The organism is Amycolatopsis sp. CA-161197 (genome assembly GCF_050942255.1).
Lineage (GTDB): Bacteria > Actinomycetota > Actinomycetes > Mycobacteriales > Pseudonocardiaceae > Amycolatopsis.
Window position 1 is genome coordinate 9,687,057 of record NZ_CP192059.1, and the last position, 25,100, is coordinate 9,712,156.

General features: G+C 70.7%; 23 protein-coding genes and 1 tRNA gene. 18 read left to right on the plus strand and 6 right to left on the minus strand.

Translation table 11 applies throughout. The features are described 5' to 3' along the window. The first annotated feature begins 147 nt into the window (after positions 1-147). Together ACQPXB_RS46000 and ACQPXB_RS46005 are read left to right on the plus strand one after the other, a co-directional pair. A complete protein-coding gene (locus tag ACQPXB_RS46000; RefSeq protein ID WP_432848296.1) occupies positions 148-1,827 on the plus strand; it encodes an alpha/beta fold hydrolase in 1,680 nt (559 codons plus the stop codon). A 2-nt stretch (positions 1,828-1,829) separates the two neighbouring features. Beyond that, on the plus strand, positions 1,830-2,030 hold the full coding sequence (locus tag ACQPXB_RS46005) for a hypothetical protein (RefSeq protein WP_366582382.1): 201 nt from the start codon (positions 1,830-1,832) through the stop codon (positions 2,028-2,030). A 12-nt stretch (positions 2,031-2,042) separates the two neighbouring features. Here the strand turns inward: ACQPXB_RS46005 and ACQPXB_RS46010 are convergent, their stop codons facing one another. Next, complete coding sequence (locus ACQPXB_RS46010; RefSeq protein WP_432848298.1) at positions 2,043-3,314, minus strand: cytochrome P450; 1,272 nt, start codon at positions 3,312-3,314, stop codon at positions 2,043-2,045. 48 nt (positions 3,315-3,362) lie between these two features. On the opposite strand from ACQPXB_RS46010, the gene ACQPXB_RS46015 reads away from it, so the two are divergent. Together ACQPXB_RS46015 and ACQPXB_RS46020 are read left to right on the plus strand one after the other, a co-directional pair. Continuing rightward, the gene (locus tag ACQPXB_RS46015; RefSeq protein WP_366582380.1) at positions 3,363-4,100 is read left to right on the plus strand and encodes an alpha/beta fold hydrolase; all 738 of its coding nucleotides are present in this window, start codon (positions 3,363-3,365) and stop codon (positions 4,098-4,100) included. A gap of 20 nt (positions 4,101-4,120) precedes the next feature. Beyond that, complete coding sequence (locus tag ACQPXB_RS46020) at positions 4,121-4,942, plus strand: acyl-CoA thioesterase (protein WP_366582379.1); 822 nt, start codon at positions 4,121-4,123, stop codon at positions 4,940-4,942. On the opposite strand, the gene ACQPXB_RS46025 is transcribed toward ACQPXB_RS46020, so the two are convergent. After that, positions 4,911-5,462 carry a hypothetical protein gene (locus tag ACQPXB_RS46025; protein WP_432848301.1) on the minus strand — a complete coding sequence of 184 codons (552 nt, stop codon included), beginning with the start codon at positions 5,460-5,462 and terminating at the stop codon, positions 4,911-4,913. The genes ACQPXB_RS46020 and ACQPXB_RS46025 overlap by 32 nt on opposite strands. Positions 5,463-5,590: 128 nt before the next feature. Here ACQPXB_RS46025 and ACQPXB_RS46030 point away from each other — a divergent pair, with 128 nt between their 5' ends. Further along, entirely contained in the window at positions 5,591-5,842 is a 252-nt protein-coding gene (locus ACQPXB_RS46030) for a hypothetical protein (protein WP_366582377.1), read from the plus strand. Positions 5,843-6,507: 665 nt separating this feature from the next. Here ACQPXB_RS46030 and ACQPXB_RS46035 read toward each other — a convergent pair. Beyond that, positions 6,508-6,580: transfer RNA gene (locus tag ACQPXB_RS46035), tRNA-Thr, on the minus strand. A gap of 121 nt (positions 6,581-6,701) precedes the next feature. Beyond that, positions 6,702-7,229 (minus strand): NlpC/P60 family protein, encoded by a 528-nt coding sequence (locus ACQPXB_RS46040; protein WP_432848303.1) that lies wholly within the window; start codon positions 7,227-7,229, stop codon positions 6,702-6,704. Positions 7,230-7,754: 525 nt separating this feature from the next. Here ACQPXB_RS46040 and ACQPXB_RS46045 point away from each other — a divergent pair. The 6 genes from ACQPXB_RS46045 to ACQPXB_RS46070 all read left to right on the plus strand — a co-directional run bounded on the left by ACQPXB_RS46045 (position 7,755) and on the right by ACQPXB_RS46070 (position 15,869). Further along, entirely contained in the window at positions 7,755-9,260 is a 1,506-nt protein-coding gene (locus ACQPXB_RS46045) for a threonine/serine ThrE exporter family protein (protein ID WP_366582541.1), read from the plus strand. Between the two features lie 83 nt (positions 9,261-9,343). After that, positions 9,344-10,786 (plus strand): alpha,alpha-trehalose-phosphate synthase (UDP-forming), encoded by a 1,443-nt coding sequence (locus ACQPXB_RS46050; RefSeq protein WP_366582375.1) that lies wholly within the window; start codon positions 9,344-9,346, stop codon positions 10,784-10,786. 39 nt (positions 10,787-10,825) lie between these two features. Continuing rightward, entirely contained in the window at positions 10,826-13,360 is a 2,535-nt protein-coding gene (gene otsB / locus ACQPXB_RS46055) for a trehalose-phosphatase (protein ID WP_432848305.1), read from the plus strand. 152 nt (positions 13,361-13,512) lie between these two features. Continuing rightward, positions 13,513-14,043: a hypothetical protein gene (locus ACQPXB_RS46060; protein ID WP_432848307.1), complete on the plus strand. Its 531-nt coding sequence runs from the start codon at positions 13,513-13,515 to the stop codon at positions 14,041-14,043. Between the two features lie 60 nt (positions 14,044-14,103). Further along, positions 14,104-14,724 carry an RNA polymerase sigma factor gene (locus tag ACQPXB_RS46065; RefSeq protein WP_386950562.1) on the plus strand — a complete coding sequence of 207 codons (621 nt, stop codon included), beginning with the start codon at positions 14,104-14,106 and terminating at the stop codon, positions 14,722-14,724. Beyond that, positions 14,721-15,869, plus strand: coding sequence for a hypothetical protein (locus tag ACQPXB_RS46070; protein WP_432848309.1), 1,149 nt, complete (start codon positions 14,721-14,723; stop codon positions 15,867-15,869). The genes ACQPXB_RS46065 and ACQPXB_RS46070 overlap by 4 nt, the downstream gene beginning before the upstream one ends. On the opposite strand, the gene radA is transcribed toward ACQPXB_RS46070, so the two are convergent. Then, the gene (radA, locus tag ACQPXB_RS46075) at positions 15,870-17,231 is read right to left on the minus strand and encodes a DNA repair protein RadA (RefSeq protein WP_366582370.1); all 1,362 of its coding nucleotides are present in this window, start codon (positions 17,229-17,231) and stop codon (positions 15,870-15,872) included. A gap of 35 nt (positions 17,232-17,266) precedes the next feature. Further along, positions 17,267-17,905: a hypothetical protein gene (locus ACQPXB_RS46080; RefSeq protein WP_366582369.1), complete on the minus strand. Its 639-nt coding sequence runs from the start codon at positions 17,903-17,905 to the stop codon at positions 17,267-17,269. Between the two features lie 286 nt (positions 17,906-18,191). Here ACQPXB_RS46080 and ACQPXB_RS46085 point away from each other — a divergent pair, with 286 nt between their 5' ends. The 7 genes from ACQPXB_RS46085 (at position 18,192) to ACQPXB_RS46115 (ending at position 25,100) form a co-directional block, all read left to right on the plus strand. Continuing rightward, complete coding sequence (locus ACQPXB_RS46085; RefSeq protein ID WP_033294400.1) at positions 18,192-18,683, plus strand: CarD family transcriptional regulator; 492 nt, start codon at positions 18,192-18,194, stop codon at positions 18,681-18,683. A 63-nt stretch (positions 18,684-18,746) separates the two neighbouring features. Next, the gene (locus ACQPXB_RS46090) at positions 18,747-19,418 is read left to right on the plus strand and encodes an IspD/TarI family cytidylyltransferase (RefSeq protein WP_432848312.1); all 672 of its coding nucleotides are present in this window, start codon (positions 18,747-18,749) and stop codon (positions 19,416-19,418) included. A 5-nt stretch (positions 19,419-19,423) separates the two neighbouring features. Then, positions 19,424-19,888 carry a 2-C-methyl-D-erythritol 2,4-cyclodiphosphate synthase gene (gene ispF, locus ACQPXB_RS46095; protein ID WP_432857112.1) on the plus strand — a complete coding sequence of 155 codons (465 nt, stop codon included), beginning with the start codon at positions 19,424-19,426 and terminating at the stop codon, positions 19,886-19,888. Between the two features lie 480 nt (positions 19,889-20,368). Further along, complete coding sequence (locus ACQPXB_RS46100; protein ID WP_432848314.1) at positions 20,369-21,055, plus strand: HAD family hydrolase; 687 nt, start codon at positions 20,369-20,371, stop codon at positions 21,053-21,055. 42 nt (positions 21,056-21,097) lie between these two features. Continuing rightward, complete coding sequence (cysS, locus tag ACQPXB_RS46105; RefSeq protein ID WP_366582366.1) at positions 21,098-22,486, plus strand: cysteine--tRNA ligase; 1,389 nt, start codon at positions 21,098-21,100, stop codon at positions 22,484-22,486. 37 nt (positions 22,487-22,523) lie between these two features. Continuing rightward, positions 22,524-23,483 (plus strand): 23S rRNA (guanosine(2251)-2'-O)-methyltransferase RlmB, encoded by a 960-nt coding sequence (gene rlmB, locus ACQPXB_RS46110; protein WP_432848316.1) that lies wholly within the window; start codon positions 22,524-22,526, stop codon positions 23,481-23,483. Positions 23,484-23,666: 183 nt separating this feature from the next. Continuing rightward, entirely contained in the window at positions 23,667-25,100 is a 1,434-nt protein-coding gene (locus ACQPXB_RS46115) for an MBOAT family O-acyltransferase (RefSeq protein WP_432848318.1), read from the plus strand.

Here is a 25,100-nt window from a genome sequence, read left to right on the forward strand (position 1 = left end):
TTCCCCGCTGTGGCAGCCTCGCGCGCGTTGGCCCGCCTCGTTCGCACGGCCGAGGCGGCACCGGAAGTTCGTCCGCAAGGCTGATCGCCGGCGTCCGCGCGCGCACGAGACTCGACGGCAAGCGGATCACGGACGAAAGGACTCCCGGTGCGAACTCCCAGAGCAGTACTGGTCTCGGCGGTGGTCGCGGCCGCCACCGCGGCCTTGGTCCCGGCGACGGCGAGCGCGGCCGAAGACCCTTACACGAGCCAGAAAATCACGTGGGGCGACTGCGCGTTCAAACCGGCCACCGGGGCGAAACCAGCACAATGCGCCGAAATCACCGTGCCGCGCGACTGGGCGAACCCGGCCGCCGGCGTCGACCTCAAGGTGTCGATCAGCCGCGTCGCCGCGACCGGCGACCGCGCCGGCGCGATCCTCGTGAACCCCGGCGGCCCGGGCGGGCAGGGCACCTCGCTGGCCGGCTCGCTCGCGGGACTGGAGCCGTCCGTGAGCGCGAGCTACGACTTCATCGGCATGGACCCGCGCGGCACCGGCCAGGAAGGCAGCAGCGACAAGGGTTTGCAGTGCGAGGTGCCCACCGGCCGGCTGCCCACCACGGCCCTCGACGCCCGGGACCGCTCCGCTGCCAGCATCGCGGCGCACCAGGCGACGCCGCGGGCCATCGCCGAGGCCTGCCAGAGCGACGCGCTCACGCCGTACATCACGACGTGGCAGACCACGCACGACATGGACCTGATCCGCACGCTGCTGGGCGACCAGCAGCTCAACTACCTCGGTTACTCCTACGGCACCTGGCTCGGCGCGAAGTACGCGTCGATGTTCCCCGGCCACGCGGGCAAGATCGTGCTCGACTCCAGTGTGAACTTCGAGGGCCGGCTGCAGGCCGACTTCGAGGCGTTCCCCGAGGTCGACCAGCGGCAGTTCGACGACGTGTACGTGCCGTGGCTTTCGCGCCAGTTCCCTGACCAGCTCGGGAAAACGCCCGAGGCCGTGAAGCAGGAGTACGAGCAAGTGCGCGCGTACTACGCGTCGAAGGGCATGTCCCCCGACAACTTCGACCACATCTTCGTCGGCAACGGCAGCAAACTGCAGTGGCTGCTGGGCGCGCTGGTCTTCACCCAGGGTGCGGCCGCGCTGGACGGCACCGCACCGGCGCCGCCGAAGAACCTCGCGGCCGACCTCGACGCCGAGTCGCGCAGCGCGTTCGGCGTGCCGGCCACGGACCTCACCGTGGCGAAAGTCGTCGCCGCGACGCCCGACTACACACCGGTGGCCGGCACCCGCTACGCCGTGGCCTGCGGTGACCAGCCGACGCGGTCGGCGGCCTGGTACAAGAACCTCAGCGACCGGCAGGGTCCCGTCGACCCGCTCTACGGCTGGTCCTACGGGCTCAGCGAGCCGTGCGGCCACTGGTCGGAAGCGCCGCAGCACGAGCTGCCGAACCTGCCGGCGTCCGTGAAGAGCCACGTTCTCGTGGTGCAGGGCGAGTTCGACCCGCAGACCGGCTACGAGCAGGGCCGCGCCGGTGCTCGCGCGGCCGGCGTGCCGCTGATCTCGGTGGACGACGCGCCCTTCCACGGCGAGTACGCGATCAACGGCAACCCGTGCGTCGACGGGCTCGTGAACACCTTCCTCACCAAGAACTCGCGGCCCGCCTCGACCACGTGCCCCGGGGTGCCGCTGCCCGGCGAGGACGAGGTGCACCCGGTGACCGGGCCGGTCGACCACCACGCCGGCGGCGTCGCGACCGAGGTGCGCGACACGCTGTCACACCTGCGCCAGACCGTGCAGGACCTGATCCGCAACCTCAACTCCGGGAGGTAGACATGGGACTTCGGTGGCTGCCCCGCACACGGGCCACGGCTTGGGCGTACCTCGTGATCGGTTTGCTGATGCTGGGGCTGCTGATCGCGGAGCTGTCCACGGGATTCGCCGGGGATTCCCTGGTGCAGTACGGAATCCTGGCGTTCATCTTCCTCGGGTTCACCTCGACCGGCGTCGCCAAGCTCATCGTGACGCGGGACTAGCAGTCTTGACGATCAGCCCCACTGGATGGGCAGGCTCTTGAGGCCGTTCTGGAAGCTCGAGCGCAGCCGCCGCGGTTCGCCCGCGAGGCGGACTTCGCCGAGCTGGTCCAGGACGGCCTCGAAGAGCGCCCGCATCTGCACGCGCGCCAGGTGCGAGCCGAGGCAGAAGTGCGGGCCGTGGCCGAAGGTCAGGTGCTCGCTCGGCGCGCGCGTGACGTCGAACGCGTCGGGGTCGGCGAACACGGTCTCGTCGCGGTTGGCCGAGGAGAACCAGACCACGACCTTGTCGCCGGCCTTGATGTCCACATCGGACAGCCGGGTGTCCTCGGTGGCCGTGCGGCGGAAGTGCATGACCGGCGTCCACCAGCGCAGCATCTCCTCGACGGCACCGGGCAGCAGCGACCGGTCGTCGAGGAGCTTGCGGTACTGCTCCGGGTGCCGCAGCAGCGCGGCGAGCCCGCCGGGCAGGCCGTTGCGCAGGGTTTCGTTGCCCGCCACGGAAAACAGCCAGAACAGGTTCTCGAACTCCGCGATCGAGACGCGCCCGCCCTCGTCGTCGACGTGCTGCATGAGGTTGCTCATCACGTCGTCGCCGGGGTGGCTGCGCTTGTATTCGCCCAGGGCGTTGGCGTACGCGTAAAGGTCCGGCATCCCGGCGCGTGTACGCGGGTCGGGCATCGCGCCGTCCGGCCCTGGCTCGGGCCGCACGGCGAGCGCGGCGCGGGCGAGGTCCGTCACGTCGTCCGGCCGGACGGTGGCGCTCACCGCGTATTCGGCGTCCTGGAAGCCGATCACGCGGTTGCTCCAGTCGAACATCAGCCGCCGGTCCTGCTCCGGCACGCCGAACACCTCGGCGAGCGTGAGCAGCGGCAGGTCGGCGGCGACGTCCTTGGCGAAATCGCACTCGCCCCGGTCCGCGACGGCCGCGACCAGGTCGTGGGCCCAGCCCTCGATGCGCTCGGTGAGCCGGCCGATCGCCCGCGGCGTGAACGCCTTGGTCAGCAGCCCGCGCAGCCGGCCGTGCTCGGGCGGATCCATGTTCAGCATCATGCGCCGCACGTAGCCGAGGTCCTCGGGCGTCGCGGGGTCGCGGATCTGCGTGCCGCCGAGCTGCGACGAGAACGTGGCGGGGTTGCGCAGCACGTCGCGTACGTCGGAGTGGCGCAGCACGGCCCAGAAGTCGCCGACGCGCGTCACCGGCGTTTCGCGGCGCAGCTTCGCGAGGACGTCGTAGGGCACGCCTTCGACGTAGGTGTCCGGGTCGGCGATCAGGGCACTCGACACGGTCCCGACCCTAGCCCCGGAACCCCGGCCTGGGGAAAGATCCGAGTGGTGGAAACGCTGAAGCTGCGCACCGACGGGTGCGGCGAGCCGGCCGTGCTGCTGCTCCACGGACTGGGCGCGACCGGCACGGTGTGGGACGGGCTGACCGAGCTGCTGGACCGGCGGGTGCTCGTGCCCGACCTGCCCGGGCACGGTGGTTCGGCGCCGTTGCCGGCCTACTCGTTCCCCGCGCTGGCGGCTGAGGTGGCCGCCGGCCTCGACGAGGCCGGGCCGGTGGTCGTCGTGGGCCATTCCCTGGGTGGGGTGGTGGCGCTGGAGCTGGCTTCCGGGCGGCACGGCCTGGAGGTCGCCGGGGTGCTGGCGCTGGGCGTCAAAGTGGAGTGGAGTGCAGAGGACCTGGAGCGCGCCGCCGCGATGGCCGCGCGTCCGCCACGGTTGTTCGCCTCGCGGGAAGACGCCGCGGTCGCGTACCTGAAGGTCGCCGGGCTCACCGGCTTGGCGCCCGCGGATCCCGGTGGTGTGGTGGCGACCGCCGACGGCTGGCGCCTGGCTCTGGACTCCGCCGCGTTCGGCGTGGGTGCGCCGGACATGCCGCGGCTGCTGGCCGAAGCGACGTGCCCCGTCGTGCTCGCGGCCGGCGCCGACGACCCGATGTCGCGGCCCGAGCAGCTGCGGGCGCTGGCGGCCGGCTCCGTCACGCTGGCGGGCCTCGGGCACAACGCCCACGTGGAGGACCCGGCCGCGCTGCTGCCGTTGTTGACGCAGCTCACCCCGCGTGAGGAGTGAGCGGTCCTTAGGATGACGGGGTGATCACCGACCCCGTGCACCCCGGCATCGACCAGCTCCTCAAGCTGGAACCGCTCGAGCGCAACCTCTTCCGCGGCACCAGCCACGAGGGTTCGCCGCAACGGGCGTTCGGCGGCCAGGTGGCGGCACAGGCGCTCACGGCGGCGGGCGCGACCGTGCCCGAGGACCGGCACGTGCACTCGCTGCACGGCTACTTCATCCGCGGCGGGCGCACGGACCTGCCGATCGTCTACGAGGTGGAGCGCACGCGCGACGGCGGCTCGTTCACCACCCGGCGCGTGGCGGCGATCCAGAACGGCGAGACGATCTTCAGCCTCTCGGCGTCGTTCCAGAAACCCGCCACCAGCAGCGAACACCAGGCGCGCATGCCCGAGGTGCCGGCGCCGGACGACGTCGAGGTCCGCGACGAGGACGAGCTGCCGATCATGCTTTCGGTGATCGAAGCGCGGTTCATCAGCGACCCGGCGGCGGGACTGCCGGACGTCGGCAGCGGGCCGCGCCAGCGCATCTGGGTGCGCGCGAAGGGCCGCCTGCCGGACAACCCGCTGGCGCACGTGTGCGCGCTCACCTACATCTCCGACATCCGCCTGGCCGGGACGGCCGCGCTGCCCCACCGCGACGAGCCGGGCCGCGCGCAGCTGACCTCACTCGACCACGCCGTGTGGTTCCACCGCCCGTTCCGCGCCGACGAGTGGCTGCTGTTCGACATGGAGAGCCGCAGCTTCACCAACGAGCGCGGCCTCACCCACGGCGAGTTCTACACCACCGACGGCCGGCTGGTGGCCTCCGTCACGCAGGAAGTCCTGCTGCGGCGGCGGTGAGCTCACCGTCCTTGGTGGACACTCCATTGAGGACCTTGGTCAGGCTTCGCGCTTCGAGCCCGGCGAGCACCGTGTTGGCCACGGCCAGCACGAGGTACACGCCGGCCTGCAGCGAGAGCGTGAACGGGTGCAACCCCGACGCGCCCGCCAGCAACACGAAGTGACACACCGCGACCACGACCAGCGACGCGGCGGAGAGCACACCCAGCGCGAACAGCAGGCCGCGCAGCACGTGCGTACGGCGCCAGCGCAGCCGGCCGGTCTTCACGAGGTCGGGCGTGCTCACCATCACGAGGCCGCAGCCGTAGCCGCAGAAGCCCCCGAGCACGCCGCCGCCGGCGACCAGGGCCGTGGTGGTGTGGTACGACACAGGCACGCGATACGCGGCCAGGATCGCGGCAACGCAGACCAGCAGGCCGAGCGGCAGGTGCGGCCACCCGAACCAGGGCAGCCTCCGCTCCATGCGGACGATCGTCGGCAGGTCGACATCACGGTACGACCCGGAGTCAAGCAGGGGCATCTCGCCAGTCCTGTTCTTCCGGTGATCGGCGCAGCCTAGGCCAGCGCGCGCCCGGCCGCAAAAACGCGGGTCAGGCGCTCGTCCACGGTGGACGGTTTTTTGTCGGTGGTCGTCGCTAGGGTTCCCCTATGAGTTCAGAGGAAAACTCCGCTCTGGAAACCGCCACTTGGGGGAACGCCGTGGACGAGGTCGCCGCCGAAGATCTGACGCAGGGCCAGTGGTTCTGGCACGTCCCCGTCCCGGGCCTGACGGGCTGGCCCCTGCAGGTCGCCACGGCCGAACTCCTGGACGACGCCGTGCGCATCATCACGACCGACGAGGTGCGCGAACTGGTCTCCTACGCCCGCGACCGCCGCGTCCGCCTGGCCACCGCTTCCTGACGCTCGCGGATCGAACGGGTTCGAACCGGCTCGAAAGCCTTTCCTACCAGCCGGTTCGATCAAGCCCAGCCCGCTCCGGCCCACCGCGATGCGGCACACCGTCACCCGGGCAAGTACGAGCCCGACGCCGGCCGCACCAGCTCAGGGCGGCAGTGCCCGTCGCGCCGTCGCACCATCGGCGCGACGCGGGTGCTTCACCGCGTGCGGGACTGATGTGCAGGTGCTCGCCGATCTCATGACGGCTCCCGCCCGGCCTCTCCCGGGCACGATCTCCCGGCCACTGAACGCAGGCGGCCCAACGTGAGCCACGCGCCCGGCCTTGCGGCAGCTCACTCGCGATCCGAGGTTCGCACCAGCTGCCGGTCGCGGGCGCTCTCACGCAGAATGCCGGGCACGCGCCCGGCTGGTGTCTTGTTCGTCGGGCAACCGCCGCGATGGCCTTCGTGACCAGCATCGCGTTCGCGAAGGCCGGTCGAGAATGCCGACGGCCCGACCGCACTCGCTCGCCGTCGGTGGTCGCGGTGGTCAGGGGCCACGCCGAACCGCACCACCACTTCATCGCGGCGACCGCAGCCGTTCCCCGCTGGGACCCGGACCGTTCCTCGCGGGGACACCCGCCGTCAGTCCACTGAGGACTGGGGCGGGCCCGGAGACGAGAGGATCGGAGCCGGCAAGGGGGCTCGAACCCCTGACCTTCTGTTTACAAGACAGATGCTCTACCAGCTGAGCTATACCGGCCGACGCCCCGCGCAGCAGGCCAGGGCGAGAGAAGTATATCGGCCTGCCGCCGCTCGGCGGCACCCGGAAGGTGGCTGCGGGGGAACAGCCGCGCGACCGGGTGCCGGCGCCGGGGGACGCGTCAGATGCGGCGCGCGTTGTGGAACGGCATCGAGGACAGCGGCGACAGCTTCACCGGCACTCCGGGTCGGCTGGCGTGCAGGACCATGCCGCCACCGGCGTAGATGCCGACGTGACTCACGGGCGTGTAGAAGAACACCAGGTCACCGGGCTGAAGCGCGGCCTTGGAGACGGCCACGCCCGCCGTGGACTGCAGGCGCGAGCTGTGCGGCAGGGCCACGCCGACCTGCTTGAACGCCCACACGACGAGGCCGGAGCAGTCGTAGGCGTTCGGGCCGGCCGCGCCCCAGACGTAGGGCTTGCCCTGCTGGGTGAGGGCGCGGCTGAGCGCCGAGGCGCCAACGCGAGCGGTGGCCGACGCGGAGGCGGCGGGGGCCGCGGTCGCGGCGGACGCGGTGCTCGCGAGGATCGGGCCGGCCGTGGCCGACATCGCGGCGGCCAGCGCGGTCGCCGTCAGGGCGGCGCGAACGAAGCGCCGCTTGCGTGACGGCGCAGCATCGGATCGGGGTTCGAATCGGTGGAGTGCCATTTCGGGGTAGAGCTCCTTCGGGGGGAGGAGAGCGAATCGCGGGTAACCGCGAGAACACGGGCACATTACGAAACGAAATACGAGAACGCACTAAAGAGTGATAAGCGGCACAGATCAACAATTCCAAGCCCCCTGGTCAGCGCAAATACCAAGTGGTACCAACCACAATTTACCGACGGTCAAAACTGTCCTCACCTGCACTGATGTCTCCGGAAACCACCTCAGAACATTCACTCAGCGGAATTCCGGAAAACAGTTTTCGAAACCGGTTTCACCAGGGAATTCCGTACCCGGGAACGCACCGACCCGATACCGCCGGACCCACCCGGCCCACCCTGCCCAGACCACTTCGAACCCCCGGTTCAACCCTCGAACCGAGCGCCCCGCACGACACTGCGAGACGATCTACCGCGGACGTGGTGCACACCACTTCCGGATCAGTGCAACGGTCGGGACGCGTCGGCCGATGGTCCCCGGGAACGTCGAGGAGAACGACGCCGGATGGACGAGGAGGTGGGATCGATCATGAAGATCAACGAACGCGCCGACCAGGGGATTCACCGCAGACGGTGGCCGATCCTGGAGCCTCCCCGGCCGCGTTCGAACCAGCGGCACCGGCCGAACCTCCTGCGGCGCCGCGCGTGGCACATCCTCGAGGCGCCGACGGCGGAACAGCCGGCCGTCGAAAGCGAAGAGGTGCTGGGCCCGCAGCCGCCCGACGACGCGACCGTCAACTTCGTCCTCGACCTGACGCTGCGCATCGGCGAGGTGCAGATGGCCAGCGGTGCCGGCGCGTCCGACGTCACCGCCACGATCCTCGCGCTCACCGCCGCGCTCGGGCTGCCCCACTGCGAGGTCGACGTGATCTTCACGTCGATCACCGTCACCTGCCACCGCGGCACGGACCTCGCGCCGGTCACCGCGTTGCGAGTGGTCCGGTCGCGCAGCCTCGACTACACGCGGCTCACGCAGGCCGAGATCCTCGTGCGCAAGATCGTCCGCGGCAACATGGGGGCCGAGGAGGCGCACACGGAGCTGGAGCGCATCACGGCGGCGCCGCACCCCTACCCGCGCTGGGTCGCCACCATCGCGTGGGGCGGGCTGGCCGCGTTCATCACCCTGCTGCTCAACGGCGGTCCCGACGTGGCCGTGGTGGCGTTCGTGATCTCCTCGGTGGTCGACCGGCTCGGCCGGCTGCTCAACCGCTACCACCTGCCGTTCTTCTTCCAGCAGGTCGTCGGCGGGCTCGTCGCGACGCTGTCGGCGATCGTGATCGTGAACAGCAACATCCTCACCACCGACCAGCCGACGCTCGTGGTCGCCGCGGCCGTCACGGTGCTGCTGTCCGGGCTGTCCACCGTCTCGGCGGTGCAGGACGCGATCACCGGCTACAACGTCACCGCGGCCGGCCGGACGATGGAGACGGCGCTCATGTCGGCCGGCCTGATCACCGGTGTGGTGCTGGCGCTGAAGGTCGCCCTGATGCTCCGCCTGCCGAGCCGGCCGTTGCCGGACGTCATCAACTCCACCCCGCAGCAGCTGCCCATCGTGGTCATCACGGGCGCCGGCGCGGCCGCGTGCTTCGCTCTGGCCTCCTACTCGACGCTGCGCGCGCTGCTCGTCGCCGCGGCGGCGGGGGCCATCGGCGCGCTCGTGTACGGCTCGCTGATGCTCACGCAGTTCGACGCGGTGAGCTCGTCGGCCATCGCGGCCACGCTCGTCGGCTTCTGCGGCGGCCTGCTGGCCCGCCGGCTGCGCGTCACGCCGCTCGTGGTGGCCGTGTCCGGGATCACTCCCCTGCTTCCCGGTCTCTCCACGTATCGTGGTCTATACCAATTAGCGGTGGAGCCCGGCGGCGACATCCGGACGCTGATGACAGCCGTCGCCATCGGGCTCGCGCTCGCGGCGGGCGTTGTCCTGGGTGAATACCTCGCGCAACCCGTCCGGATGCGGCTCGGGCGGCTCGAACGCAAGCTCGCCGGACCGCGCATGGCGGGACCGCTGGAGCCGCCGGAGCGCCGGCTGGAGTAAGCGGTTGATCACCGGCTGGCCACCTGGCGCGCGCTAGGGTTTCACTGGGGCCGCGACCCGCGGATGACGAGGGAGCAGCTGTAGTGACTGACGAGCACAAGACCGCACCGTCCGCCGATTTCGTCGTGGTGGCCAACCGGCTGCCCGTCGACCTGGAGCGCACTTCGGACGGCGGCCAGCGCTGGACGGCGAGCCCCGGCGGGCTCGTCTCGGCGCTCGAACCGTTCCTGCGCTCGCGCAAGGGGGCCTGGGTCGGCTGGCCCGGCGTCCCCGACGTCGACGTCGAGGAGTTCGACGACGACGGCCTGGTCCTGCACCCCGTCACCCTCACCTCCGCCGAGGTCCGCGACTACTACGAGGGCTTCTCCAACGCCACGCTGTGGCCGCTCTACCACGACGTCGTCGCGCCGCCGGTGTTCGACCGCGCGTGGTGGGACAGCTACGTGAAGGTCAACCGCCGCTTCGCCGAGGCCAGCGCCCAGGTCGCGGCCCACGGCGCCACGGTGTGGATCCAGGACTACCAGCTGCAGCTCGTGCCCACGATGCTGCGCGAGCTGCGCCCCGACCTGCGCATCGGCTTCTTCCTGCACATCCCGTTCCCGCCGGTCGAGCTGTTCATGCAGCTGCCGTGGCGGGCCGAGATCGTGCGCGGGCTCATCGGCGCCGACCTCATCGGCTTCCACCGCCCCGGCGGCGCGCAGAACTTCCTGTGGCTGGCCCGCCAGCTCGTCGGCCTCGAGCCGACGCGTGGCGCCGTCGGCGTGCGGTCGCGGCCCGGCATGGTGCAGGTCGGCGACCGCACCGTGCGCGTCGGCGCGTTCCCGATCTCGATCGACGCCGCCGGCCTCGACACCCTCGCGCGCAGCAAGGGCGTGATCGAGCGCGCCAAGCAGATCCGCCGTGACCTCGGCAACCCGAAGGCGGTGATGCTCGGCGTCGACCGCCTCGACTACACCAAGGGCATCGACCTGCGGCTGCAGGCGCTGCACGAGCTGCTGCACGAGGAGCGCATGCAGCCCGAGGACGTCGCCTTCGTGCAGCTCGCCACGCCGAGCCGCGAACGCGTGGAGCACTACCAGCGCATGCGCGGCGAGATCGAGCAGATGGTCGGGCGCATCAACGGCGAGTTCGCGCGAGTCGGTCACCCGGTCGTGCACTACCTGCACCAGTCCGTGAACCGCACCGAGCTGGCCGCTTTCTTCTCCGCCGCCGACGTGATGGTGGTGACACCGCTGCGCGACGGGATGAACCTCGTGTGCAAGGAGTACGTCGCTTGCCGCCACGATCTCGGTGGCGCGCTCGTGCTCAGCGAGTTCGCCGGCGCGGCCTCCGAACTGACCAGCGCATTCCTGGTCAACCCGCATGATCTGGACGGGGTGAAGAACGCGTTGGTGGCTGCTATTACGCTCGACCCCGCCGAGGGCCGACGCAGGATGCGCGCCATGCGTCGACAGGTCCTCACCCACGACGTCGACCGGTGGGCGCGCTCGTTCCTGCAGGCGCTGGGTGCGGAGCCGGTCGACTGACCTCCCCCCGTACCGCGCTGGACCTCCTGAGGAGGAGTGTTGACCGCCGAGGCGTTGCCTGCGGAGCTACGGCGCGCGATCGTGCAGATCGCCCGTACCCCGCGCCTGCTGGTCGCCTGCGACTACGACGGCACGTTGGCCCCCATCACCGCCAACCCCGACGAGGCCCGGCCGCTGCCGGAGTCCGTCGGCGCACTCAGATCTCTGGCCGGCCTGCACGAGACCACCACAGCCGTCATCTCGGGCCGCGCGCTGCGTGACCTGGCGACGCTGTCGCGCCTGCCCGCCGAGGTGAACCTGGTGGGCAGCCATGGCTCCGAGTTCGACATCGGGTTCATCCACGCTCTCGACGACAAGGCGCGTGCCCTGCACCGCCGGCTCGAGGCGGAGCTGGAGAACCTGGTGCTCGACGTGCCGGGCGTGTCGCTCGAGGTCAAGCCCGCGAGCATCGCGGTGCACGTGCGCCGGGCCGAGCACGAGGCCGGTCGCCGCGTGCTCGCCGACGTGCACGAAGGCCCGTCGACCTGGGAAGGCGTGTCGACCACCGACGGCAAGGAGGTGGTGGAGCTCGCGGTCGTCCAGACGGACAAGGGCCGCGCGCTCGACACCCTGCGCCACCAGGTGGGCGCCACCGCCGCCATCTTCCTGGGCGACGACGTGACCGACGAGAAGGCGTTCGCCCGCCTGTCGGGCCCGGACCTGGGCATCAAGGTCGGCGAGGGCGAGACGCTCGCGACCTTCCGCGTGCCGGACACCGTCGACGTCGCGCTGGTTCTCGGGTTCCTCCTGGAGGAACGGCGGAACTGGCTCTACGGCGAGTCGGCCCCGCCCATCGAGCGGCTGTCGATGCTGGCCAACGAGCGCTCCGTCGCGCTCGTGACGCCGGACGCGAAGCTCACGTGGCTGTGCCACCCGGGCCCCGACGCGCCGGCCGTGTTCGCCGACCTGCTCGGCGGGCCGGGCGCGGGCGCCTTCTCGATCAAGCCGCACCGCAACGGCCTGCCGCTGGGCCAGCGGTACCTGCCGAACACGATGACGGTCGAGACGCGCTGGTCGCGCCTGCTCGTGACCGACTACCTCGAGCCGGAAAGCCCTTCGCACCGCACGGACATCGTGCGCGTCATCTCGGGCGAGGCGGCGGCGGACGTGCTGTTCGCGCCGCGGCCGGAGTTCGGCGGCGTGCCCGTGAAGCTGGTCGCCGAGGGCGACGGGCTGCGGGTGCTGGGCACGTCGGAGCCGTTCGTGCTCCGCTCGCCCCGCGTGGAGTGGACCATCACGTCCGACGGCCTGCACGACACCGCCACCGCACTCGTGCAGCCGACGCCGGAGAACCCGGTGGTGCTCGAACTCCGTTGCGGCACCACGGATCTCGGTGCCCACGAACTGTCCGAAATAGACCGTCGCGACCGCGCGGGCCGCTACTGGAGCGACTGGGCGGCCAAGCTCAAGCTGCCGACGGTGCAGGCCGAGCTGGTGCGCCGCTCCGCGCTCACGCTGCGCGGGCTGGTCAACACCGACACCGGCGGCGTGCTGGCGGCGGCGACGTCGTCGCTGCCCGAGGAGATCGGCGGCGTCCGCAACTGGGACTACCGCTACTGCTGGATCCGCGACGCGTCCATGACCGTGCGCGAGCTGGTGCACCTCGGGTCCAACGAGGAGGCCGAGGGCTACCTGCAGTGGCTCCACGGCGTGCTGTCCACTTTGGCCGGTCCGGAGCGGCTGCACCCGCTGTACACGCTGGCCGGCAGCGTGATCGGCGCCGAGGCCGTGATCGAGTCGCTGCCCGGGTACGCCGGTTCGCGGCCCGTGCGCGTCGGCAACCTGGCCAACCACCAGGTGCAGCTCGACGTGTTCGGCCCGGTCGTGGAGCTCGTGGTCACCCTGGCTGAGGCGCGCGGCGAGCTGCGCGACGAGGACTGGCAGATGGTGCGCGCGATGGCCGAGGCCGTCACGAGGCGCTGGAACGAGCCGGACCACGGCATCTGGGAAGAGCGGCACGTGCCGCGCCACCGGGTGTACTCGCGGGTGATGTGCTGGGTCACGATCGACCGAGCGGTGAAGCTCGGCCACGAGTACGGCCGCGACGTGCCGGGGGCCTGGCCGGAGCTGCGCGAGCGCATCAAGGCCGACGTGCTGGAGCACGGCTGGAACGACGAGGTCCAGGCGTTCACCACGGCCTACGACGGCACCGACCTCGACGCCGCGTCGCTGTTCGTGGGCCTCACCGGCCTCATCGACCCGGCCGACGAGCGCTTCCAGCGCACGGTGACCGCGATCGAGGCCGAGCTGCGCAGCGGTTCCACCGTGTACCGCTACCGCCGCGACGACGGGCTGCCCGGCGGCGAAGGCGGGTTCCACATCTGCGCCGCGTGGCTGATCGAGGCGTACCTCATCACCGGCCGCCGCAACGAGGCCGAGGAGCTGTTCACGCAGATCGTCGCCTCGGCGGGCCCCACGGGCCTGCTGCCGGAGCAGTACGACCCGATCGCCGAGCGTTCGCTGGGCAACCACCCCCAGGCGTACTCGCACATCGGCCTCATCCGGTGCGCGAACCTGCTCGCCGAGAAGCTGTGAACACCTGTCACCGGCCTAACCGCGTTAGCACAGGTCGGTGACAAGTGCCGTGAAGGTCACCTTGAGAGACCTACCGTCCCTTAAGGTGACCTTCACGAGCATTTGCACGTTCATTCGGCGCTCGGACGCAGGTCGGTGCAGGAGGTGACGGGATGAAGCAGTACTACGGCGAAGCCACGGACTACGCCCCGCTGCCCCCGCTCTTCGCCCGCCGCGTGCGCAGCGGCTCCGTGGTCACCGGCACCGCCCTGCTGGTCGGCACGGCATTCGTGTTCGGCCTCACCGCGTTCGTGAACCGCCCGCTGCACGGGCACAGCCTCCCCGACGCGCCCGTCGGCGTCATCGGCCTGCTGCTGCCGACGCTCGCGGTGGTGATGACGGCCCTCGTCGTCTTCGCCTGCCGCAGCTGCCTGCGGGGCGATTACCTCGTGGTCGCCCGCGCCCGAGCGGCGCGCACGGCGCTGGTCGCCTGTTTCACCGCCACGGTCGTCACCTGCCTGCTGGCCCTCACGGCGTCGGCGCTGGTCGACCTGTGGAGCGACCACGACCGCTTCGGCGCGACGGACCTGCTGGCCACGTTCGCCAACTTCGCCCTCGGTGTGCTTGGCTACGCGGCCGGCCTGTTCTACGTCCGCCCGTCCGTCACGACGCTGGAGAAGTTCAGCGACCACCCGATCTGGTGAGTCCGGTCACTCCGTGAGCGCTGCCGTGAACGCTGCGGAGAGCTGCGGGCAACACGGGGCATGCAGGTGATCCACGACGGTCCGGAGGCGGCGTTGCCGGACTCGTTCGACCGTCCCGACCTGGGCGTTCCCGATCCGGCGCCCGTGTTCGGGCGGCTCTTCGACGCACACTCGCGCCAGTTGCACCGCTACCTCGCGCGCCGCGTCGGCGACGACGCCGCCCACGACCTCGTGGCCGAGACGTTCCTCGTCGCGCTGCGGCGGCGCGAGTCGTACCGGCCGGACCTGGGCACGGCGCGCTCGTGGCTGTACGGGATCGCGACCAACCTGCTGCGCCACCACATCCGCAGCGAGACGCGGGCCCTGCGGGCCACCGCGCGGCTCGCGGCGGCCGGCGAGCACACCACGGCGGGACACGACGGCCGCGTCGCCGAGCAGGTGGACGCGCAGACCCGCGCGGCCCAGCTCGCCGGCGCGCTGGCGAAGCTCAATGCCGCCGACCGCGACACGCTGCTGCTGGTGTCGTGGGCCGGGCTCGAGCCGACCGAGGTCGCCGAAGCGCTGGGCGTGCCGCCTGGCACGATCCGCTCGCGACTGCACCGCATCCGGCGCTGGCTCCGGGCCAACGCGGCGACCGTCGGGAGCACCATCGAGACCGCCGAGGAGGCGAAGGAACTGTGAACGACGACAACGTGCGCCACCTGTGGTCCGACGCCGAGCTCGACGAAGCCCTCGACGCCCTCCACCCCCACGTCCGCACCGACCCCGCCGAGCTGGACCGCGCCCGCGCGACGCTGCTGCGGGCCGCGGCCGCCGAAACCGGCCACGCCCCGACGGCGCCGCCACGGAAAAGGCGGCCGGGGGCCTGGCGCTGGATCGCCGTGGCCGCCGCGGTGGCCGTGGTGACGGGCGGGGTGGTCGTGGCCCGCGAGATCGTCGAGCGGCCCGCCACGGTGGCGCCGGCGGCCACGGCGACCGCCGACGTGCAGCCCGGTCCCGGTCAATACACCCACGTGACCAACGCCTACACGGACATCGAGTGGGTGGCCGACCGCAGTGCGTTCGCCGTGCAGCAGAAGGTCGAGTTCTGGATCCCGGCGGACCGGTCGGACCTGTGGATGCGCAGGTGGACCCGCGAGGGCGACCCGGTGGTCATCACGGGCCAGAAGTACGACCAGTCGAGCCTGCCCGGCCCGGACTCCGTCACGCAGATCGCCACGGGCGGCGACTTCAAAGAGCAGTTCCCCCACCCCGGTGGCTGGAACGCGGACGTGGCCCCCGGCTGGTACCGGCCGACTCCCGAGTTCGTCGCGAACCTGCCGACGGACCGCTCGGCGCTGCTGACCCAGGCCGGGTCCGCGGCCTCGCCCACGCTGCCCCGGAGGGCCTCGGACGAGTACACGGAGATCCTCCCGGGGATGCAGTCCTTCCCCGGCCTCTTCCAGGCGCCGACCGGCGAGACGACCACGGAGAAGGTGCCACTGCCGCCCACCGCCGGGTCCGCGGCCGCGGCCTACGCGGGACCCGGCGAAGTGCAGATGCGCCTGCTGACCGTGCTCGCGTCCGGGCTCGCGCCGCGCCCGGTACGCGCGGCGATCATCGACGTGCTGCGCGACCAGGCCACCACGTGGAAAGCGGACGGCGAGACCGAGACCTACGCGGTCAGCTACGGCAACCACCAGCTGGTGGTCCACGTCAACACCGCGACTTCCGAGCTGCTCAGCGCGAAGAACGTCACGAACCAGAACTTCTACGGGATCCAACCGGGCGAGACGCTCAGCGCCGCAAGCTTCAGCTACGAGGTCACCAGCCAGTTCGGGTCGTGATCACTTCGCGTGGTTGGCGGCGTTGAGCGCACTGGCGACGTCGCCGACCTCGAGGGCGCGGATGCCGTCGGGCAGCTTGCCGGAGTCGGGTGGCACGAGGGCGTGGGTGTAGCCGAGGCGCGCGGCCTCGGCGAGGCGGCGTGCGACGTTGGGCACCCGGCGCACCTCGCCGGCCAGCCCGACCTCGCCGACGGCGACCAGGCGCTGGGACAACGCCACGTCGTGCATCGACGACGTCAGTGCCAGGACCAGTGCCAGGTCGATCGAAGGTTCGGTGATCTTCATCCCACCGACCGTGGCGACGTAGACGTCCTTGTCGCCCAGCTTCAGCCGGCCGCGTTTCTCCAGCACCGCGAGGACCATCGCCACGCGCGAGGAGTCGAGGCCGCTCACCGCCCGCCTGGGCTGCGGCATGCTCGTGCTCGACACCAGCGCCTGCACCTCGCCCAGCAGCGGCCGTTTGCCCTCCATGGCGACCGTGATGGCCGTGCCCGGCACCGGTTCGGCGGTGCGGCTCATGAACAGCCCGGACGGGTCCGGCACGCCGACGATGCCGCCCTCGGTGAGCTCGAAGCAGCCGATCTCGTCGGCCGCGCCGAAGCGGTTCTTGATGCCCCGCACCATGCGCAGCGTCGAGTGTTTGTCGCCCTCGAACTGCAGCACGACGTCGACGAGGTGCTCCAGCACGCGCGGGCCGGCGACCGAGCCGTCCTTCGTCACGTGGCCCACCAGCACCACGGGCAACCCGCGCTCCTTGGCGAGCGCCACGAGCCCCGCCGCGACGGCGCGCACCTGGGTGACCCCGCCCGGCGAGCCTTCCACCAGCGGTGATGCCATCGTCTGCACCGAGTCGACGATCAGCACACCCGGCTTCACGGCGTCGACGTGACCCAGGACCGCCGACAGGTCGCTCTCGGCCGCGAGGAACATCTCGCCGTGGACGTTGCCCGTGCGCTCGGCGCGCAGCCGGACCTGCCCAGCCGACTCCTCACCCGTGACGTACAGGGAGCGCCCGGCCGTCTTGGCCCACTGGAACGCGACTTCGAGCAGCAGGGTCGACTTGCCGACACCGGGTTCGCCGGCCAGCAGCACCACGGCGCCGGGCACGAGCCCGCCACCGAGCACGCGGTCGAGTTCGGAGACGCCGGTCGCCTTGGCTCGGGCCGTCTCGACGTCGACCTCACCGATGGGCCGCGCGGGCGCACTCGGCGCACCCGCGGCCACCCGCGTGATCGCCGGATTGGCCCCGCCCCGCTCTTCGAGGGAGCCCCAGGCCTGGCATTCCGGGCAGCGGCCGACCCACTTCGCGGCTTCGTACCCGCACTCCGCGCACCGGTAAACGGTGCTGGTTTTCTTCACCACGCGCCGAGGTTATCGGCGCGCACCGACAAAAACCGTCAGGGCTCGACGTGTGCCGGCGCGGCGACCGGCATCGCGACGGTGATCGGGCCCGCGTTGCGGAAGGTGAACGTGACGTTGATCGTCATGCCCGGCCACAGCGGCTGCGTGAGGTCCTGCAGCACGACCGTGCCCTGGCCCAGCTTCGTGGCCGCGCCGCCGTCGCCCGGGGACGCGCTGCTCGTGGCGGTCGGAGCGCCCGAGGAGGTGCTGCTGGGCGGCGTGGAAGCCGAGCTCGACGTGGTGGGCGCGGCCTGCTCGTTGGTCGACTCGACGGCGTCGTCCGGGCCGATGACCAGCGTGTGCCCGGCGACGATGTCGGTGGCGCCGCTGATCTGCGCCGGCGACTTCGTGCCCTCCGAGCTGACCGAGACGAGCTGGTCGTCCTGGGGGCCCTGGTTGACGATCGTGAGCGTGAGCGGCGCGGGCTGGCCGGCCGAGTAGGCGGCGCCCTGCGCGGGGTACTGGACGGCGGCGTCGCGCAGCACCAGCGTCTTCACCTGCGCGTACGTACCGTTGACCGCCGGCTGCTGAGTGTCGGTCTGGGTGATCTGACCGGCCCCGCACCCGGCGAGCACCAGCGCGGCACCGAGCGCCGACACACCTGCGCCGAGCACACGACGTTTCTGCAGCCTCACGTCGGAGTCCTTCCATCTCACGGCCTCGTCACGACGAAGACTAGCCGGGCGCCGTCGCGCGCGCGGAACCGGTGGGCCCCAACGGGTGTACCGGGACCCAAGATCAACCGTCCAATTAGGATTTCGGACCTGCTGATCAACGCCTTCCCCATCACCTGCATGAGCACGGGCGATTCAGGTTTGTCAACCCCCGCCAAGCCGCTGACCTGCGACGACGATCCCGGGCCGCTAGGTGGCCATCTGAAGACCGTGCTAAGATGGAATCAGCGAAAGGGGCAGAGGACACATGGTTTTCAAGGTCGGAGAGACCGTCGTCTACCCGCACCACGGTGCCGCACTCATCGAAGCCATCGAGACCCGCGTGATCAAGGGCGAGGAGAAGAAGTACCTCGTCCTCAAAGTCGCGCAAGGGGATCTTACGGTTCGCGTGCCTGCTGACAACGCCGAGATCGTCGGTGTGCGTGATGTCGTCGGGCAAGAAGGACTGGACAAGGTTTTCGACGTACTGCGTGCTCCCCACACCGAAGAGCCCACGAACTGGTCTCGTCGGTACAAGGCCAACCTGGAGAAGCTCGCCTCCGGCGATGTGAACAAGGTGGCCGAAGTGGTGCGCGACCTCTGGCGGCGAGAGAAGGACCGCGGACTTTCAGCCGGCGAGAAGCGCATGCTGGCGAAGGCGCGGCAAATTCTGGTCAGCGAGCTCGCGCTCGCGGAAGGCACCGACGAGGACAAGGCGGAAACACTCCTCGACGAAGTTCTGGAAACCGCGACGGTCTGACCCCCGGGTCATCCGGCTCCCGGCGGAGGCACCGGGCAGCCACTTCTCTACGATCACGACCCGATGAACCAGCAGGTGCAGAGCGTCGCGTTCGTGACTGTCGCACACCACACCGCCGATGAAGAGCGTGCTCTCACGGCGGTGAACGGTGAAGTTCTTCTCAAGCACACCGTGCAGGGGCTGCTCGGCACACCGGAGCTCGATCTGGTGGTCGTGTCAGCCCCTTCTCGGTGTGCTGAGTCGTTTTCGGACGCTCTCGCGGACATTGTTTCCGAGCTGTCCGATCGCTGCCGGTTCGTCCCCGGCGCGTCGCTCCGGCAGGTTTTCCCCGCCGTCGAGCCTTCGCTTTCGCCTGATGCAGTGGTTCTCGTCCACGACGCACTGCGCGCCTTCACTCCACAACGGACTGTCCGTGATGTACTGAACACGGTCCGTGCAGGTGCGTCTGTCGTAGTCCCGGTGCTCCCGATGGCGGACACCGTGAAGGCGACCGACGCCGGCCTCATCACCGCCACCGTCGACCGCGACGGCCTGCGCACCGCCCAGACCCCCGTCGGCTTCTCGCTCGACGCGTTCCGCGCGGCGCTGGCTTTGAGCCCCGACCCGGGCCTCGACTCCGTGGCCGGCGCCACCACCGTCCCCGGCGATCCCGACGCCATGCGCGTCGCGAGCGCCTTCGAACTCAGCCTCGCCGAAGCCCTCGTGGCCGGCGGCGACCAGGAGGCCCCACTGTGACCGACCTGCGCGTGGGCAACGGCGTTGACGTCCACCCCATCGAACCCGGCCGCGACTGCTGGATGGCCGGCCTGCTCTGGCCCGGCGTCGACGGCTGCGCCGGCCACTCCGACGGCGACGTCGCCTCCCACGCCCTCTGCGACGCCTTGCTGTCCGCCGCCGGCCTCGGCGACCTCGGCGCCGTCTTCGGCACGGGCGATCCCCGCATGGACGGCGCCCACGGCACCGACATGCTCGCCGAAGTGAGCACCCTGCTCGAAGCCGAAGGCTGGCGCGTCGCCAACGCCACCGTCCAGGTCATCGGCAACCACCCCCGCATCGGCAAACGCCGCACCGAAGCCCAAGCCGCCCTCGGCACCGCCCTCGGCGCCCCCGTCAGCGTCGCCGGCACCACCACCGACGGCCTAGGCCTCACCGGCCGCGGCGAAGGCATCGCCGCCATCGCCACCGCCCTGCTGACCCGCAACTGACCTCGCCTCTTCGCCCCCCGCCCCCCAACGCGGCATCGGGCGCACCCACCGCCACATTCGCCCCACCCGGCGCCCCAATGCGTCATTCGCTCCACCCAACCGCCACCCGCCCACCCAAGTCACGACCCACCCAGGCCGCATCCACCCTCACCAACCGTCGCCCACCCACGCGACGAAACCTGCACCCAGCCCCGCCCCGGCACCCCGATCCGAAGCCTCCTTGCGGCCGGCGAGCCGTTGTCAAGGCACGCTTTCCCGCCTTGACAACGGCTCACCGGCCGTCAACACAATCCAGCTTCGGGGTGCACGCCCAACGCAACACGCCCCCGCGCAGGACCGAGAACCCACAACCCACGCAACACGCCCCTGCGAGGACCAAGACCCCCGAGAACCCCAAGACCCCCGAGAACCCCAAGACCCAACAACCCGACCCCATCGGACCACCTCCCTCAACCCCCAGACCTAGCTACTCTGACCCCCGTGGCCATCAACTCAGTCCTCTTCGACTTCTCCGGCACCCTCTTCCGCCTAGAGCAGGACTCCACCTGGCTCACCGACGTCATCGACGACCACGGCCAATCCCTCGACCTCGAAGCCCAGACCGAGCTCATGCGCCGCATGACCGCCCCCGTCGGCCAAGTCGTCGAACTCGACGCCGAATACCAGCAAGCCTGGAACGACCGCGACCTGGACCCGGCCCTCCACCGCAAGGTCTACCTCGAAGTCCTCTCCCGCTCCGGCGTCCCCCACCGCGAGCAGGCCGAGGCGCTCTACAACCGCCTCATCACCCCCAGCGAGTGGACGCCCTACCCCGACACCGAGGCCGCCCTCAAACTCGGCGCCTCAGCCGGCCGCAAGGTCGGGGTCCTCAGCAACATCGCCTTCGACATCCGCCCCGCCTTCACCCAGCGCGGCTGGGACGCGCACGTCGCGGGATTCGTCCTGTCGTTCGAGGTCGGAGCCGTCAAACCACAACCCGAGATCTTCAAGGCGGCCCTCGACCAGCTGGGCGTCCGCGCCGAAGAAACCCTCATGATCGGCGACAGCGAGGAAGCCGACGGCGGCGCACGCGCTCTGGGCTGCGCGTTCGAGCTCGTGGACCCGCTGCCGACCGCCGAACGACCGGATGCACTTCTCGGCGCCCTGCGCAAGCACGACGTCTTTTGACGCCTTGCGACATCGACCACACCGACCCCGTACCCTTTATGGGTGGCCCTACACCTGTTCGACACCGCGACCCGTGCCCCTCGGGAGTTCGTTCCCGTCCGCAGCGGAACGGCGTCCATCTACCTGTGTGGCGCCACCGTGCAGGGCGTGCCCCACATCGGGCACGTGCGGGGAGTGCTGAACTACGACGTCCTGCGGCGCTGGCTGCTCCACAGTGGACTCGACGTGCTCCTGGTCCGCAACGTCACCGACATCGACGACAAGATCCTCACCAAGGCCGCCGAAGCGGGCCGGCCGTGGTGGGAGTGGGCGACCACGCACGAGCGCGCGTTCGAGAAGGCGTACGACGACCTGGGTTGCCTCCCGCCGTCGGTCAACCCGCGCGCGACCGGGCACATCACGCAGATGATCACGCTCATGCAGCGCTTGATCGACAGCGGGCACGCCTACGCGGCCGACGGTGACGTCTACTTCTCCGTGAAGTCGTTCGACGGCTACGGCAAGCTGTCGGGCCAGCAGCTCGACGAGGTGCAGCAGGGCGAGACCCCGACTCGCGGCAAGCGCGACTCGCGCGACTTCACGCTGTGGAAGAGCGCGAAGCCGGGCGAGCCGTCGTGGCCGACGCCGTGGGGCGACGGGCGGCCGGGCTGGCACCTGGAGTGCTCGGCGATGTCCACCAACTACCTCGGCCCGGAGTTCGACATCCACGGCGGCGGCGTCGACCTGGTCTTCCCGCACCACGAGAACGAGCGCGCGCAGTCGAACGCCGTCGGCGACCCGTTCGCGCGGTACTGGCTGCACAACGCGTGGGTGACGATGTCCGGCGAGAAGATGTCGAAGTCGCTGGGCAATACCGTGTCGATCCCGGCGATGCTGGAGCGCTACCGCGCGCCCGAGCTGCGCTACTACCTCGTGCAGCCGCACTACCGCTCCACCGTCGAGTACTCCGACGGCGCGGTCGCGGAGGCGGCGCAGGGTTACCGGCGCATCGAAGCGTTCCTGCGGCGCGCGGCGGCCGCCGGCGAGGTGCTCGCGGGCGCCGTGCAGCCGGACTTCGCCACCGCGATGGACGACGACCTGGCCACGCCGGCCGCGTTCGCCGTGGTGCACAACACGGTGCGTGACGGTAATGCCGCGCTCGACGCGGGCGATACTCCCAAGGCTCTCGAACTCGCTTCGTCGGTGCGCGCGATGACGGACGTGCTCGGCATCGACCCGCTGTCGGACCGCTGGGCCGACGGCGGCGGCAGCGAGACCCCCGTCCGCGAAGCGCTCGACGAGCTCGTACAAGGCTTGCTGGCCGAGCGCCAGGAGGCGCGCGCCGCGAAGGACTTCGCGCGCGCGGACGCCGCCCGTGACCGCCTCACCGAGGCGGGCATCGTGGTTGAGGACACCCCGAACGGTCCGCAGTGGACGGTCAGGAACTCCTGATCCGTTCCACTGCGGTGGATTAAGGACTCGGTTACACATGGCAGGGAACTCACGGCGTCAGGGCGCCGTCCGCAAGACCGGCACCAAGAAGGGCCAGGTCGTCGGCTCCGGCGGGCAGCGGCGCAAGGCGCTCGAGGGCAAGGGCCCCACGCCGAAGGCCGAGGACCGGCCCGGGCACAAGGCGTACCGCGCCGCCAACGCCGCGAAGACGCGGGAGCAGGCGCGGCAGAAGAAGGCCGACCGCCCGGAGCTCATCGCCGGCCGCAACCCGGTCGTCGAGGCCCTGCGCGCCGACGTCCCGGGCACCGCGCTGTACGTCGCGGTGAACATCGAGATCGACGACCGCGTGAACGAGGCTGTCCGGCTGGCGGCCGACAAGGGCATCTCCATCCTGGAGATCCCGCGCGAGGAGCTCGACCGCAAGACCAACCGCGCCATGCACCAGGGCCTCGGCCTGCAGGTGCCGCCGTTCGAGTACGCCCACCCGGACGACCTCATGGAAGCCGCGCGCGACTCCGGCAGCACCCCGCTGTTCGTCGCGCTGGACGGCGTCACGGACCCGCGCAACCTCGGCGCGGTGATCCGGTCGGCCGCCGCGTTCGGTGCCCAGGGCGTGCTCCTGCCCGAACGCCGCAGCGCCGGCATGACGGCCGTCGCGTGGCGTACCAGCGCCGGCACGGCCGCCAAGCTCCCCATCGCCGTCGCGACGAACCTCACGCGGCAGCTGAAGGCGTGGGCGTCGGAGGGCCTGATGATCGTGGGCCTCGACGCGGACGGCACCGTGGACATCGACGCCCTGGAGCTCGCAGCCGACCCGCTGGTCATCGTCCTGGGCTCCGAGGGCCGCGGCCTGTCGCGCGTGGTCCGCGAAACCTGCGACGCCACCGTCTCCATCCCCATGGCGGCGGGCGTCGAGTCCCTGAACGCCTCGGTGGCCGCCGGCGTGCTGCTGGCCGAGGTCGCCCGCCGTCGGCGTGCCGCGGGCCGGCTGAGCTGACGTTTCCGTTCGACCACTGCCAGGCCACCTGTTTTCAGGGTGGCCCGGCAGTGGTCTGAACCGGTCCATTTGCCCCTTTCGCCACCACCCTCAGTGATTCGCGTCCGGATCCGCCGGGCTTCGCTCCACGGCGCCACCCGCTCGGGCTAAGGTCAGCTCCGGAACCGAGGGGGTCCGTCACCGATGTCGTTCGTTTCGCCGCTGTTCTTGTGGTACTTCATGCCTGCGGTGCTGGTCGCCGTGCTGGTGTGCCCGCGCAGCTGGCGCAACGGCATCGTCGCGGTGGCGAGCCTGCTGTTCTACACGATCGGCGCCGGGCCATACCTGTTCCTGCTGCTCGGCTGCATGGCCGTCAACTTCCTCGCCGGGCCGGCGCTCGAGCCCAGCCCCTGGGACGTCCGCGGCACGCGGCGCAAGCGGATCCTCATCGGCGTCGTCACGCTCGACGTGCTGGTGCTCGTCATCTGGAAGTACGCGGGCTTCGCGACGCAGCAGATCGCGGCCGTCGCGCACTGGTTCGGCGGTGACGTCGGCGTCGCGAGCATCGTGGTGCCGATCGGCATCTCGTTCTACACGTTCCACCACATTTCGTACACCGTGGACATTTACCGCGGTGAACGTCGTGCGCTTCGCAACCCCGTGTCGTTCGCGGCGTACATCGCGATGTTCCCGCAGCTCATCGCCGGTCCCATCGTGCGTTACCGCGAGATCGCGGACCAGCTGCCGCAGCACCGGTCCCACCGCCTCGACGACATCGCCGCCGGCTTCCCGCGGTTCGCACTGGGGCTGTGCAAGAAGTCCATCGTCGCCGACTCGCTCAGCCCGATGGTCGAAGCGTGCTTCTCCACGCCCCCCGACCAGATGACGTTCGCGACGGCGTGGCTCGGCGCCATCGGCTACACGCTGCAGCTGTTCTTCGACTTCTCGGGCTACTCGGACATGGCCATCGGCCTCGGCCGCATGCTGGGCTTCCGCCTCCCGGAGAACTTCGCGCGGCCGTACTCGTCGGTCACCATCACGGAATTCTGGCGCCGCTGGCACATGTCCCTGTCCCGCTGGTTCCGCGACTACGTCTACATCCCCCTCGGCGGCAACCGCTCGGGCGCCGGCAAGACCTACCGCAACCTCTGCATCGTCTTCGTCCTCACCGGCTTCTGGCACGGCGCCCAATGGACCTTCCTGGTCTGGGGCTGCTACCACGGCGCCCTGCTCGTCATCGAACGCCGCTTCAACCTCGGCGACACCCCCGCCGGCCGCGCCGCCCGCATCGGCCGCCGGGTGCTGACCCTGGTCCTCGTCGTGTTCGGCTGGGTGTTCTTCCGCTCCGCCGACCTGCCGCACGCATTGAGCATGATCGGCCACATGCTCCTGCCCGACTTCGGCGGCCTGGGCGACGTGGTTTCGAGCGCACTGACGAACCAGCGGCTGGTGATCCTGATCCTGGCCTTGGCCGTGTTCGTACTCCCGGCGCACCCGGTTACGGGCCCGCTGCTGGAGTCGTCACGGACCCGTCCGGCCACGGCTCTGCGCGTGGGCGTGATGACGGCGGGGCTGGTGTACGCCGCGATTCTGGTGGCTACGGGGACGTTCAGTCCGTTTTTGTACTACCAGTTCTAG

Coding starts and splice junctions, on each gene's coding strand:
- ACQPXB_RS46005 (WP_366582382.1), top strand. CDS start 1,830: ATGGGACTTCGGTGGCTGCCCCGCACACGGGCCACGGCTTGGGCGTAC.
- ACQPXB_RS46025 (WP_432848301.1), bottom strand. CDS start 5,462: ATGCCCCTGCTTGACTCCGGGTCGTACCGTGATGTCGACCTGCCGACG.
- ACQPXB_RS46030 (WP_366582377.1), top strand. CDS start 5,591: ATGAGTTCAGAGGAAAACTCCGCTCTGGAAACCGCCACTTGGGGGAAC.
- ACQPXB_RS46040 (WP_432848303.1), bottom strand. CDS start 7,229: ATGGCACTCCACCGATTCGAACCCCGATCCGATGCTGCGCCGTCACGC.
- ACQPXB_RS46045 (WP_366582541.1), top strand. CDS start 7,755: ATGAAGATCAACGAACGCGCCGACCAGGGGATTCACCGCAGACGGTGG.
- ACQPXB_RS46060 (WP_432848307.1), top strand. CDS start 13,513: ATGAAGCAGTACTACGGCGAAGCCACGGACTACGCCCCGCTGCCCCCG.
- ACQPXB_RS46065 (WP_386950562.1), top strand. CDS start 14,104: ATGCAGGTGATCCACGACGGTCCGGAGGCGGCGTTGCCGGACTCGTTC.
- ACQPXB_RS46085 (WP_033294400.1), top strand. CDS start 18,192: ATGGTTTTCAAGGTCGGAGAGACCGTCGTCTACCCGCACCACGGTGCC.
- ACQPXB_RS46090 (WP_432848312.1), top strand. CDS start 18,747: ATGAACCAGCAGGTGCAGAGCGTCGCGTTCGTGACTGTCGCACACCAC.
- rlmB (WP_432848316.1), top strand. CDS start 22,524: ATGGCAGGGAACTCACGGCGTCAGGGCGCCGTCCGCAAGACCGGCACC.
- ACQPXB_RS46115 (WP_432848318.1), top strand. CDS start 23,667: ATGTCGTTCGTTTCGCCGCTGTTCTTGTGGTACTTCATGCCTGCGGTG.